Consider the following 12,077-nt stretch of genomic DNA (forward strand, 5'->3'; position numbering starts at 1 on the left):
CGACCGATAGGGATCACCCCCGCCCGGTGCGGTAGTTTCACCCTTCGGGCCGCCCCAGGCGGCGACGGACGGAGGTCGAGTCGTGGTACAGGCGTACATCCTCATCCAGACCGAGGTCGGTCGGGCGCGTGACGTGGCCGGTCTGATCGCGGACCTTGCCGGCGTGGTTCGGGTCGACGCCGTCACCGGGCCCTACGACGTGGTCGTGCTCACCGAGGCGAACACGGTCGACGAGCTGGGCAAACTCATCGTCAGCAAGGTGCAGATGGTGCCCGGCATCACCCGCACCCTCACGTGTTCGGTGGTGCGGCTGTAAGTGGAAGAGACGGAGACCACCCCGCGTCGGGACCACGGCACCCGCCGTGCCGCGCTCTGGGCGACCCTGGTGGCCGTGCCGGTGACCGTGGCGGTGGCGGGCTTCACGTTCGCCAAGTTGGCTCCCGAGTCGCGGGAGGCCACGCCGAGCGCGTCGGCCAGCCCCCGGGCGCAGTCGAGCGCGCCGGTCGAGCTGCCCGCCCCGGCACTCGCCGAGCGCCCGGCCGTGCTCTGCCGCGCGCTGGTGTCGCAACTGCCCGACAGCGTCCGTGACCTGCGGCAGCGTCCGGTCACCGCGGGCCCGGAGCAGAACGCCGCCTACGGTGACCCGGCGCTCACCGTGGCCTGCGGCGGCACCGCGCCGCAGGTGCCGCCCACCGACGAGGTGTGGACGGTGAACAAGGTCTGCTGGCACGCCGTGCAGGAGGCCGACGCCACGGTGCTGACCACCGTCGACCGGGAGACCCGGGTCCGGGTCCGGGTGCCGAAGACGTACGAGCAACCGTTGCAGTGGGTGACCCCGATCTCGGACGCCGTCGTCAGCGCGGTGCCCTCGGCGAAGCAGGTCCCCTCGGGCTGCTCCGGCTGACGCCCGTCCCGGCCGGTCAGCGGCCGGAGCGGCGGTGCAGGGCGGTGCGGATCAGGCGGTTGACCAGCTTCGGGTATTCCAGCCCGCTGGCCGCCCACATGCGCGGGAACATCGACGTCGGGGTGAAGCCCGGCATCGTGTTGATCTCGTTGAGGTAGACGTCCAGCTCCGGGGTGACGAAGAAGTCGACCCGGGCCAGGCCGGAGCAGTCCAGCGCGGTGAAGGCGCGGGTGGCGTAGTCGCGCACCTGCCGGGTCACCGCGTCGGGCAGGCCGGCCGGGACGTCGTACTCGGTCACCTGGTCGGCGAAGATGTACTTGGCCTCGAAGTCGTACCAGTCGCGGTCGCCGATCATGCGCACCTCGGCCAGCACCGACGCCTCGGGCGCGCCGCCGGCCTCGCCCTCCAGCACGCCGCACTCGATCTCGCGCCCCACCACGGCGCCCTCGACCAGCACCTTGCTGTCGATCTCCCGCGCGGTGGCCAGGGCGGCGTCGAGCCGCGCCCAGTCGTCGACCTTGGTGATGCCGAACGAGGAGCCGGCCCGGGACGGCTTGACGAAGACGGGCAGCCCGAGGCGCTCCTTGTCCTCCTCGCTCAGCGACATGCCGGCGCGCAGCACCGCGTACGGGCCGACCGGGATGCCCTCGGCGGCGCAGAGCTTCTTGGTGAACTCCTTGTCCATGGCGGCGGCGGAGGCGAAGACGTTCGCCCCGACGTAGGGGATGTCCGCCATCTCCAGCATGCCCTGGATGGTGCCGTCCTCGCCGTAGGCGCCGTGCAGCACCGGGAAGACCACGTCGACGTCGGCGAGCGCGACCGGGCCCTGGGTCGGGTCGAGCACCATCAGGCCGCCGGCGGCCGGGTCGGCGCGCAGCACCAGTTCGGCGCCGGAGCCGGCGGTGATCTCGGGCAGCTTGCGGTCGGCGATGGCGAGCTGCGCCGGGTCGCCGCTGGCGAGCACCCACTGGCCCTGCCGGGTGATGCCGACCGGGACGACCTCGAACTCGTCGGGGTCGAGGGCGGCCAGCACGCTGCCGGCGCTGACGCAGGAGATGCCATGTTCGGGACTGCGGCCGCCGAAGACGATCGCCACACGGGTCTTGCCTGGGGTGGTCATGGTCACCTCATCGTTCGCGGCTGCGGCTGGCCGTGCTCGCCGGTGGCGCTCACCCGGTTGACCTTACTGTGCGTCGTCGGCAGCGGTGGCCGATACCCGGGGGAACGCGGAGTCGCATGGCAAACGGTCAAGGTGACTTATACGGGGAGTAATGGCGCGGGCGGCCGGCGGCGGGACCTGCCACCGGCCGCCCGACTCCCCGACCCCGGTCGCCGCGTCCACGGGGTCGGGCTCGGTGTGGCTCAGGAAACCGGGTGCCGGGGTCGGCGGCCGACCGCGATGACCTTGACCCGCTGGCGACCGGCGCGCACCATGCCCAGCGCCATGAACGCGCCGGCGATCCGGTCGGCCGCCTCCCGGCTGCTCGCGCCGACGACCTGCCGGCGGCGTTCGGGGGTGGTGCGTTCGTCGCGCTCGTGACCGTTGGCCGGTCGCACGTCGGTGAGGACCACGAGGAACCGGGTCATCTCCGGCCACCTCCGTCGCCGGGCCGGCGGGCCGTCACCGTCATCGCGTAACCCCTCCCCGTCTGGCGGACCGGCAGGGGCACGCGACGATCGGGTCGTGGGGGAGTAAAACCCGATCACCGCGCGCCCCATCCCCTCCGGTCACTCACCACCACCGTCGCCACGACAACCGGCGGTGAGGACGCTGTCACAGATTGACAGGTGGACAGGCGTGAATGCAACTCTCATCGGCGTTCTCTCATGCCCACTTTCCCGCGGGATGTGCGACCATCGATGCATGGCGCCGAAGACCGCCCGGGCCCGACGGCTCGGCATCGCCCTGCGGACCCACCGGGAGGCCGCCGGCCTCACCCTGGAGACCGCGGCCGACGAGATCAACAGCACCCGCAGCACGCTGTCCCGCTACGAGAACGCCCAGACGCTGGTCAGCCCGGCCACCGTGCACGCGTTGCTCACCCGCTACGGCGTGGGACCGGACGAGATCGCCGCGGCGGTGCAACTGGCCCGGGACGCCCGCAAGCCAGGCTGGTGGGTTTCCTACTCCTACCTGCTCGACCGCCGCACCATCGACTTCATCGCGCTGGAGGCCGAGGCCACCGGCATCGCCAACTTCGAGCCGTCGGTGGTGCCGGGCCTGCTCCAGACCGCCGACTACATCCGCGGGGTGATGCGCGGCGGCCCGCACACGCTCAGCGACGAGCAGGTCGAGCAACGCGTCCAGCTCCGGCTGGACCGTCAGCAACGCGTCTCCGGCGAGGACCCGCCGATCCTCGACGCCATCATCGACGAGGGCGCGTTGCTGCGGCCCGTCGGCGGCCACTCGGTGATGGCCGACCAGCTCCACCACCTGCTCAAGATGTCCGAACTGCCGAACATCACCGTGCAGGTGATCCCGCTGGCCGCCGGCTACCACCGGGGCACCCGGGGATCGCTGCACATCCTGGAGTTCGCCGACCCCGAGGACCCGATCATCGCCTCGGTGGAGACCGTCGCCGGTCAGATGGTCCTGGACCGGCCCGGCGACCTGCGTACCTGCACCAAGATCATGGAGCACCTGCGGACCGTGGCGCTGAGCCCGGCGTCCAGTCGGGACCAGCTCCTCCGTCTGCTGAACGAGAGGTGACCGCATGAACAGCACGAACCGGCCCCACCCCACGCCGACCGGCTGGCGCAAGAGCAGCCACAGCGGCGACGAGGGCGCGTGCGTGGAGATGGCGCCGCTGCCGGAGTCGGTCGCGGTACGCGACTCGAAGGACCCGGCCGGCCCGGTGCTGGTGTTCCCGCCGGCCGCCTGGGCCGCCTTCACCGCCGCTCCCCCGCGCGCCTGACGCGGGCGCGTGTCAAGCGGGGGCCCCTGCTCTACCGGAGGCGTTAAGCGGGGGCCCCTCCTTTCACCGCCTCCAGGGCGGCGATGGCGACGCCCCGGGCCCCGGCCATGTCGCGGTCGGGCACCAGCGCGAACGTCGCCACGGCACGCTGCTCGTCGCGGAGCACCGTGTGCGCGGCGACCGTGGCGAGGAACCAGTCGCGGAACTCCGGCGCGGCCTCCACCACGCCGCCGCCGACGAAGTACGCGTGCGGGTCGGTGAAGTTGGCCGCGATGGTGAACAGCCGCCCCAGCGCCCGGGCCTGCTGGCCGAACACCTGGCGGGCCAGCGGGTCGCCCCGTTCTCCGTGGTCGCGGAGCAGCTTCGCGGCCCGGGCCGGCTCCTCCGCCGCCAGCGGATGCTCCGGGTGCCGGGACAGCCAGTACGGCAGCAGGTTGCGCCGGATCGCGGTGAGCGAGGCGACGCTCTCCGCGTCACCGGTGAAACCGCAGGCACAGACCGGCGCCGGCTGGCCCGGCTCCAGCAACCCGTCGAGCGGGATGTGCACGTGCCCGAACTCACCGGCCATGCCGGCCGCGCCGCCCACCACCCGGCCGCTCTCCACCACGCCCCCGCCCAGGCCGGTGCCGACGATCGCGGACACCGAGGACCGGGCCGCCGCGTCCGCGCCGAAGTGCACGTGGTGGGCGTAGAGGGCGGCGGCGTTGCCGTCGTTGGCGTAGACCACCGGCAGGCCGAGCCGCTGCTCCAGCGCGCCGCGCACGTCGAAGCCGCGCCACGCCGGCTGGGCGAAGTTGGTCGAGCCGCGCGAGGAGATCACCCCGGTGGCGCTGGCCGGGCCCGGCGTGTCCAACCCGACCGCGCGCACCAGCTCGCGGGGCACCCCGGTGTGCGCCAGCACGCCGTCCAGGGCGCGCGCGAGCGCCTCGATCGCCGCCTCCGGCCCGGCCCCGACCTCGCTCGGGATCTCCAGCAGCCCGTCCACCAGGAACCGGCCGTCGACGGCCAGCACGGTGGCGTTGTTGCTCGTGCCGCCGTTGTCCAGCCCCACCACCACCGGCACCCCTGCGCTGCCCACCGCCACCGCCTCCCCGTCGAGCCTGACCTGAGGTTAGTTCGCGGCGGGCCCACCCGCCACGGGCGACGTCAACCGGGGCGGCGGGCGGTCACGGCGGTGGCCTCCCACTCCTCGTCGCGTACCACGCTCGGGTCGAGCCCGGCGGCGGTCAAGGCCGCGCAGAGCGCCGGGGCCTGCTCGGCGCTCACCTCGACCGCCAGGTGCCCGCCCGGGGCCAGCCACTCGGCCGCGCCGGCGGCGACCCGGCGCAGCACCGCCAGCCCGTCCGCGCCACCGTCCAGCGCCACCGCGGCCTCGTGCACCCGCGCCTCGACCGGCAGCGTCGCCACCGCGTCGCTCGGCACGTACGGGGCGTTCGCCACCGCCAGGTCCAGCCGGCCACGCCAGCGGGCCGGCACCGGCTCGAACAGGTCGCCCTGGTAGACCGGCACGCCCAGCGGGTCGAGGTTGCGCCGGGCGCAGGCCACCGCGACCGGGTCGACGTCGGCGGCGCCCAGCCACCGAGGCGCCAGCCGGTCGTGCAGCACCAGCGCGGCGGCGCCGGAGCCGCAGCACAGGTCGAGCACCGCCGGGGCCGGCCCGGCGACCGCCACGGCGGCGGCGACCAGCAGCGCGGTCCGCCCGCGCGGCACGAACACGCCCGGGTGGACGGCGACCCGCCGCCCGCAGAACTCGGCCCAGCCGAGCAGGTGCTCCAGCGGGAGGCCGGCGACGCGGCGGTCGGCCAGCCGGGTCAGCGCCCGCGCCGAGTCGGCGGCGGCGATGAGCAGGTCCGCCTCGTCCTCGGCGAAGACGCAGCCGGCGGCGCGCAACCGGCGGACGAGGGCGGAACGGTCGGGAGTGAACGCGGGGGAAGCCATGGCAAGCCTTTCGGGAACGCTCGTCGGCGCCCCCGGCGTCGCCTCAACTCCGGGGCGACACGGACTCGGAGGGAGCGCCGGTCCTCTGCTGGTGGATCGGACTCACCTCCTCGGTGTCGGGGCCGCACGGGCCGTGGCTGCCGACACGATAGCCCAGCGCCGCTGGACGCCGTCAGCCCGTGGCGGCGTCCAGCGCCGCGGCCACGTCGGCGACCAGGTCGGCCGGATCCTCGATGCCGCAGGAGAGCCGGACGAAGCCGGGGGCCGTGTCGTCGCCCCACTGGGCCCGCCGGTCGGCAGTGGTGTGCAGGCCGCCGAACGAGGTGGCGGCGGCCACCAGGCGGGACGCGTCGAGGAACCGGGCCACCCGGTCGGCGTCACCCAGGTCGAAGGAGAGCACGCCGGGCATCCGGCGCATCTGCGCCGACGCGACCGGGTACGCCGGATCCGCCGGCCGCCCGGGCCAGCGCAGGCCCGTGACGTCCGGCCGGTCGGCGAGCAGCCCGGCCAGCGCCTCGGCGTTCGCGGACTGCCGGGCCAGCCGCAGGTCGACGGTGGCCAGCGAGCGGTGCGCCAGCCAGCAGTCGAACGCGCCGGGCACCCCGCCGGTGGTGGTCCGCCAGCCGGCCACCGCGTCGCGCAGGGCCTCGTCGCCCGTCGCCACGTAGCCGAGCAGCAGGTCCGAGTGGCCGGTGAGCGCCTTCGTGCCGGAGGCGACCACCACGTCCGCGCCGAGGTCCAGCGGGCGCTGGCCGAGCGGCGTCGCGGTGGTGTTGTCCACCGCCAGCAGCGCGCCGGCCGCACGCGCCGAACCGGCCAGCGCCGCCACGTCGGCCACGTCGAGGCCCGGGTTCGCCGGCGTCTCCAGCAGCACCAGCCGCACGCCCTCGAACGACGGGTACGGGCCGGCGGTCGGCACGAAGCCGACGCGCACCCCGATCCGCTCCAGCGTGTCGGTGGCGAACGCGCGCACCGGGAAGTAGCCGTCGGCGGGGAGCAGCACGGTGTCGCCGGGTCGCAGCACGGTCAGCAGCAGCCCGGTGATGGCCGCCTGCCCGCTGGCGAAGACCCGGCAGTCGCCGCCCTCCAACTCGCCGATCGCCGCCTCCAGCAACCGGCGGGTGGGGTTGTCCGGCCGCCCGTACCCGTCGGGCGCCGCCGCCGGGCCGCGCCACGGGTCGAGGTGGTAGGGCGCGGCGAAGACCGGGCCGGGCAGGAACGGCCGACCGGGCACGGCGTCCGGCAGCCCGGCGTGGACGCTGCGGGTGCCGTCCCCCCAGCCCGCGCTCACTCGTAGGACTCCGGCTTGGCGGTGCGGCTCATCAGCGCGTCGACGGCCAGGCGCGGGTCCATCCCCTCGTGGCAGATCCGCTCGATCTGCTCGGTGATCGGCATCTCCACGCCGTGCGCGCGGGCCAGGTCTCGGATGGCCAGGCAGCTCTTCACGCCCTCGGCGGTCTGTCGGGTGGCCGCCTGGGCCTGCTCCAGCGTCTCCCCCCGGCCCAGGTGCTCGCCGAACGTGCGGTTGCGGGCCAGCGGTGAGGAGCAGGAGGCGACCAGGTCGCCCATGCCGGCCAGCCCGGCGAAGGTGATCGGGTCGGCGCCGAGCGCCACGCCGAGGCGGGCGGTCTCGGCGAGACCCCGGGTCATCAGCATTGCCCGGGTGTTGTCGCCGAAGCCCATCGCGGTGGCGATGCCGTACGACAACGCGATCACGTTCTTCACCGCGCCGCCCAGCTCGCAGCCGATCACGTCGTCGTTGGTGTAGGGGCGGAAGTAGGGCGTCCGGATCGACGCCTGCACCAGCGCCGTACGCCGGCTGTCGGTGCCGGCGACCACGGTGGCGGCCGGTTGCTCGGCGGCGATCTCCGGGGCCAGGTTGGGGCCGGAGACGACGACCACCCGGTCGGCCGGCACCCCGGCCGTCTCCATGATCACCTGGCTCATCCGCTTGGTGGTGCCCAGCTCGATGCCCTTCATCAGGGACACCAGCGTGGCGTCGGGGGCGAGGTGCGGGGTCCACTCGGCGAGGTTGCCGCGCAGCGTCTGCGACGGTACCGAGAGCACCACCACCTCGGCGCCCTCGATCGCCTCGGCGGCGTCGCCGGTCGCGGTGACCCGCTCGGACAGGCGCACGTCGGGCAGGTACTCCGGATTGCGCCGCAGGTCGCGGATCGCCTCGGCCACCGCGGGCCGGCGGGCCAGGACCGTCACGTCCCGGCCGGCGTCGGCGAGGATCTTGGCGAACGCGGTCCCCCACGAGCCCGCGCCCAGCACCGCGACGTGCCCGCTCACTCGGACACCTCCGGCGTGCCGGTACGGGCCGGCCGCTGCCAGAGCGGTGGTGGCGTGCCGCCGCGGATCTCCGCGACCAGGTCCCGGATCCGCAACATGATGGTGTCCGTCATCTCCTCCAGGATCGCCCGGGTCGGCGTGGCACCGGCCCACCGACCCAGGTCGACCGGCGGCCCGGCGACGACGGTCACCGGGGTGCGCGGGCGCAGCCCGATCCGGGCGGTCCGCGGGTCGAACATCCGCTCCGGGCCGATCATCGCCACCGGGATCACCGGAGCGCCGGTGGCCAGCGCCAGCCGGGCCGCGCCGGTCTTGCCCCTCATCGGCCACAGCTCCGGCTCCCGGGTGGTGGTCCCCTCCGGATAGATCACCACCGCGCCCCCCTCGGCCAGCGCGGCGATCAGCTTGTCCAGCGACTTGACCGCCTCGACGCTGCCCCGCTCGACCGGGATCTGCTTGCACCGGTGCAGGATCCAGCCGATCACCGGCACCCGGAAGACACTGGCCTTGCCGAGGAACTGCGGCCACCGGCCGGCGTCGTAGATGAAATGCGCGGAGACCAGTGGGTCGGCGTGCGAGATGTGGTTGGGCACGATGATGACGCCGCCGTCGCGCCGCAGGTGCTCCATGCCCCGCCAGGTGCGCCGGGTCCAGACGGTCAACACCGGCTTCACCAGCACCACGGCGAACCGTTGCCAGAATCCCAGCCTCCGCGGTGCCACAGTGCCTCCTCGTTCCGCCCCACGCGCCCCGGGGAAGAATCATGCCTGCTCGCCCCCGGTCCGGCCAGTGCGGGTACCGCCGGGCGCTGGCAGGATGGTCGGCGTGCCTGAGCCCAGCTGGACCGTGGTGATGCCGGTGAAGCGACTCGGGGCGGCGAAGAGCCGCCTGCGGGGCGCGCTGCCCGGCGTACCCCACGAGGAGCTGGCGCTGGCGCTGTCGGCCGACACGGTACGCGCGGTGCTGGCCTGCCCGGCGGTCGGCCGGGTGCTGGTGGTCACCGACGACCCCCGGGTCACCGCGACGGTGACCGCGGCGGGCGCCGGCGTCACCGCCGACCCGGGCGCCGGCCTCAACGCGGCCTTCCGGCACGGCGCGGCGGCGGCCGGGCCGTGCGCCGCGGTGGCCGGCGTCACCGCGGACCTGCCCGCGCTGCGCCCGGGCGAGCTGGCCGCGGCGCTGCGGGCGACCGAGGGGGTACGCGGGTTCGTGGCCGACGCCCCGGGCGGTGGCACGGTGCTGCTGGCCGCGCCGGCCGGGGTGCCGCTGGCGCCCCGCTTCGGCCCGGGCTCGGCCGGCGCGCACGCGGGCAGCGGGGCGCTGCCGCTGGCCGGCGACTGGCCCAGCCTGCGCCGGGACGTGGACACCGCGGCCGACCTGACCGCCGCCGCCCGGCTCGGGGTGGGCCCGCGCACCGGCGCGCTGCTGGCCTCAGCCGGCGACCCGGTCCGGTACGGTGCTGGCATGCAGGGCACGGTGGCCACCTACGACGCGTCGGCCCGCAGCGGGGTGCTGCTCCTCGACGACGGGACCGAGCTGGCCTTCCCGGCGCGCGCGTTCGACGCCTCCGGGCTGCGGCTGCTGCGGCTCGGGCAGCGGGTGCGCGTCGAGCGGGACGCCGCCGGCGAGGTCATTCGGGTGACGTTGCCGACGATGGCCTGACCAACCTGGCCGGAGTTCATTTTCCGTTCACCCTCGTCAGGGAATCATGAAGTGGTGAGCACCCCTCGCGAGCACTCCGACGGCCCGCCGCCCCTGACCGACCCCGGCACGCCCCGCAACGGCCGCCCGACGCGCGGCCCGGACGGGCGGTTCCGGCAGACCCGCCCGCCCGAGGAGCGCCTCGGCGCCGACCCGAATGCGGCCGGCGCCAGCGGGCTGGACGAGCCGCTCGACCCGGTCGAGGGGCCGGGCCCGGTGACCGGACCCGACCCGGACGACGAGCGGCCCGCCGCCGAGCCGCTGCCGGAGGACCGCTTCCTCAACCGGGAGCTGTCCTGGCTCGACTTCAACGCCCGGGTGCTGGCGCTCGCCGAGGACCCCCGCACGCCGCTGCTGGAGCGGGCCAAGTTCCTGGCCATCTTCGCCGGCAACCTGGACGAGTTCTACATGGTGCGGGTGGCCGGGTTGAAGCGCCGCCTCTCCGCCGGCCTGCCGGTGCGCGGCGGCGACCGGCTGCCGCTGCGCACCCAGCTCGAACTCGTCACCGAGAAGGCCGCCGACCTGGTCGCCCGGCACGCCGCCTGCTTCGTCGACGACGTGCTCCCCCGGCTCGCCGAGGAAGACGTCCGCATCCTGCGCTGGAGCGAGCTGGACGACGCCGAGCGGGAGCGGCTGCGCACCTGGTTCCGGGAGCACATCTTCCCGGTGCTCACCCCGCTCGCGGTCGACCCGGCGCACCCCTTCCCCTACATCTCCGGCCGGTCGTTGAACCTGGCCGTCTCGGTGCGCGACCCGGACGGCGGCTCGGAGCTGTTCGCCCGGGTCAAGGTGCCGAACAACGTGCCCCGGTTCGTCCGGGTCGCCCGGGACCGGCCCGGCGTCCGGTTCCTGCCGGTGGAGGACCTCATCTCGGTCCACCTCGGGCAGCTCTTCTCCGGCATGCAGGTGGTCGAGTGCCACCTGTTCCGGGTCACCCGCAACGCCGAGGTGGAGGTCGACGAGGACCGCGACGAGGACCTGCTCCAGGCGCTGGAGCGGGAGCTGGCCCGACGCCGGTTCGGCCCCCCGGTGCGACTGGAGGTGGCCGCCTCCATCTCCGACCACATGCTGGAGCTGCTGGTCCGCGAGCTGGACGTGGACGACCACGACGTGCTGCGGGTCCGGGGCCTGGTCGACCTCTCCGCACTCTGGCAGGTCTACGGCGAGGCCGACCGTCCCGACCTGAAGGACCGCCCGTTCGTGCCGGCCACCCACCCGCGCCTGGCCGAGGGCGAGGTGCCGCGCAGCGTCTTCGCCACCCTGCGCGACGGCGACGTGCTGGTGCACCACCCCTACCACTCGTTCGCGACGAGCGTGCAGCGCTTCGTCGAGCAGGCCGCCGCCGACCCGAACGTGCTCGCCATCAAGCAGACGCTCTACCGCACCAGCGGCGACTCCCCGATCGTCGACGCGCTCGTCGACGCGGCCGCCGCCGGCAAGCAGGTGGTGGTGCTCGTCGAGCTGAAGGCCCGCTTCGACGAGGTGGCCAACATCGGGTGGGCACGCACCCTGGAACGGGCCGGCTGCCACGTGGTCTACGGCCTGGTGGGCCTCAAGACGCACTGCAAGACCGCGCTGGTGGTGCGGCAGGAGGGCAACCAGATCCGGCGCTACTGCCACATCGGCACCGGCAACTACCACCCGAAGACGGCCCGGCTCTACGAGGACTTCGGCATGCTCACCGCCGACCCGGAGATCGGCGCCGATCTGACCGACCTGTTCAACGTGCTCACCGGCTACAGCCGGCAGACCGCCTTCCGGCGCCTGCTGGTCGCGCCGCAGGGCATCCGCAGCGGCCTGATCGAGCGGATCGACCGGGAGATCGAACACGTCCGGCTGGGCATGCCGGGGCTGGTGCAGTTCAAGGTGAACGCGCTCGTCGACGAGGAGATCACCGACGCGCTCTACCGCGCCTCGCGGGCCGGCGTGCACGTCGACCTGCTGATCCGAGGCATGTGCATGCTGCGCCCGGGGGTGCCCGGGCTGTCGGAGAACATCCGGGTCCGGTCGATTCTCGGCCGGTTCCTGGAACACTCCCGGATCTTCCGGTTCGGCAACAACGGCGACGCCGAGTTCTGGATGGGCTCGGCCGACCTGATGCACCGCAACCTGGACCGCCGGGTCGAGGCGCTGGTGCAGGTGAGCGACCCGGTCGCCCGGGCCGAGCTGGACCACGTGCTCAGCTCCGCGTTCGACCCCGAGGTGGACGCGTTCGAGCTGGCCGCCGACGGCACCTGGCACCGGCGCGCCGGCGACGGCGACGCGCCGCTCACCCACCTCCAGGACCTGCTGTTGCGCCGGGTCGGCGGGCGGGCGGACTGAGC

13 protein-coding genes and 1 pseudogene are annotated in these 12,077 nt (G+C 74.4%); 7 read left to right on the plus strand and 7 right to left on the minus strand.

Annotated elements, in window-relative coordinates:
- Positions 1-82 precede the first annotated feature (82 nt).
- Both O7618_RS18005 and O7618_RS18010 read left to right on the plus strand, forming a co-directional pair.
- Positions 83-316 carry an Lrp/AsnC ligand binding domain-containing protein gene (locus O7618_RS18005; protein WP_013284547.1) on the plus strand — a complete coding sequence of 78 codons (234 nt, stop codon included), beginning with the start codon at positions 83-85 and terminating at the stop codon, positions 314-316.
- Positions 317-904, plus strand: a complete 588-nt coding sequence (locus O7618_RS18010; RefSeq protein ID WP_278107254.1) for a DUF3515 family protein — start codon at positions 317-319, stop codon at positions 902-904.
- A gap of 16 nt (positions 905-920) precedes the next feature.
- On the opposite strand, the gene O7618_RS18015 is transcribed toward O7618_RS18010, so the two are convergent.
- Entirely contained in the window at positions 921-2,024 is a 1,104-nt protein-coding gene (locus tag O7618_RS18015; RefSeq protein WP_278107256.1) for a D-alanine--D-alanine ligase family protein, read from the minus strand.
- Between the two features lie 242 nt (positions 2,025-2,266).
- Positions 2,267-2,491, minus strand: a complete 225-nt coding sequence (locus O7618_RS18020) for a hypothetical protein (RefSeq protein WP_278107257.1) — start codon at positions 2,489-2,491, stop codon at positions 2,267-2,269.
- A 277-nt stretch (positions 2,492-2,768) separates the two neighbouring features.
- On the opposite strand from O7618_RS18020, the gene O7618_RS18025 reads away from it, so the two are divergent.
- Positions 2,769-3,614, plus strand: coding sequence for a helix-turn-helix transcriptional regulator (locus tag O7618_RS18025; protein WP_278107258.1), 846 nt, complete (start codon positions 2,769-2,771; stop codon positions 3,612-3,614).
- A 4-nt stretch (positions 3,615-3,618) separates the two neighbouring features.
- Positions 3,619-3,819 (plus strand): DUF397 domain-containing protein, encoded by a 201-nt coding sequence (locus tag O7618_RS18030; protein WP_278107259.1) that lies wholly within the window; start codon positions 3,619-3,621, stop codon positions 3,817-3,819.
- Between the two features lie 43 nt (positions 3,820-3,862).
- On the opposite strand, the gene O7618_RS18035 is transcribed toward O7618_RS18030, so the two are convergent.
- The 5 genes from O7618_RS18035 to O7618_RS18055 all read right to left on the minus strand — a co-directional run bounded on the left by O7618_RS18035 (position 3,863) and on the right by O7618_RS18055 (position 8,774).
- Positions 3,863-4,897, minus strand: coding sequence for an ROK family protein (locus O7618_RS18035; RefSeq protein WP_278107260.1), 1,035 nt, complete (start codon positions 4,895-4,897; stop codon positions 3,863-3,865).
- 68 nt (positions 4,898-4,965) lie between these two features.
- The gene (locus O7618_RS18040) at positions 4,966-5,757 is read right to left on the minus strand and encodes a putative protein N(5)-glutamine methyltransferase (RefSeq protein WP_278107261.1); all 792 of its coding nucleotides are present in this window, start codon (positions 5,755-5,757) and stop codon (positions 4,966-4,968) included.
- Between the two features lie 172 nt (positions 5,758-5,929).
- Entirely contained in the window at positions 5,930-7,048 is a 1,119-nt protein-coding gene (locus tag O7618_RS18045; protein ID WP_278107262.1) for a cystathionine gamma-lyase, read from the minus strand.
- Complete coding sequence (locus O7618_RS18050; protein WP_278107263.1) at positions 7,045-8,052, minus strand: NAD(P)H-dependent glycerol-3-phosphate dehydrogenase; 1,008 nt, start codon at positions 8,050-8,052, stop codon at positions 7,045-7,047. The genes O7618_RS18045 and O7618_RS18050 overlap by 4 nt, the downstream gene beginning before the upstream one ends.
- Positions 8,049-8,774: a lysophospholipid acyltransferase family protein gene (locus O7618_RS18055; RefSeq protein WP_278107264.1), complete on the minus strand. Its 726-nt coding sequence runs from the start codon at positions 8,772-8,774 to the stop codon at positions 8,049-8,051. The genes O7618_RS18050 and O7618_RS18055 overlap by 4 nt, the downstream gene beginning before the upstream one ends.
- A 94-nt stretch (positions 8,775-8,868) precedes the next feature.
- Between O7618_RS18055 and cofC the strand changes: the two are divergent.
- The 3 genes and pseudogenes from cofC to O7618_RS18070 form a co-directional block, all read left to right on the plus strand.
- Positions 8,869-9,468, plus strand: a pseudogene (gene cofC / locus O7618_RS18060) (2-phospho-L-lactate guanylyltransferase); the annotation flags it as partial.
- A gap of 48 nt (positions 9,469-9,516) precedes the next feature.
- Positions 9,517-9,714 (plus strand): cold-shock protein, encoded by a 198-nt coding sequence (locus O7618_RS18065; RefSeq protein WP_278110059.1) that lies wholly within the window; start codon positions 9,517-9,519, stop codon positions 9,712-9,714.
- Positions 9,715-9,930: 216 nt separating this feature from the next.
- Positions 9,931-12,075 carry an RNA degradosome polyphosphate kinase gene (locus O7618_RS18070; protein WP_278110060.1) on the plus strand — a complete coding sequence of 715 codons (2,145 nt, stop codon included), beginning with the start codon at positions 9,931-9,933 and terminating at the stop codon, positions 12,073-12,075.
- The last annotated feature ends 2 nt before the right edge of the window (positions 12,076-12,077 follow it).

Source organism: Micromonospora sp. WMMD980, from assembly GCF_029626035.1.
GTDB lineage: Bacteria > Actinomycetota > Actinomycetes > Mycobacteriales > Micromonosporaceae > Micromonospora.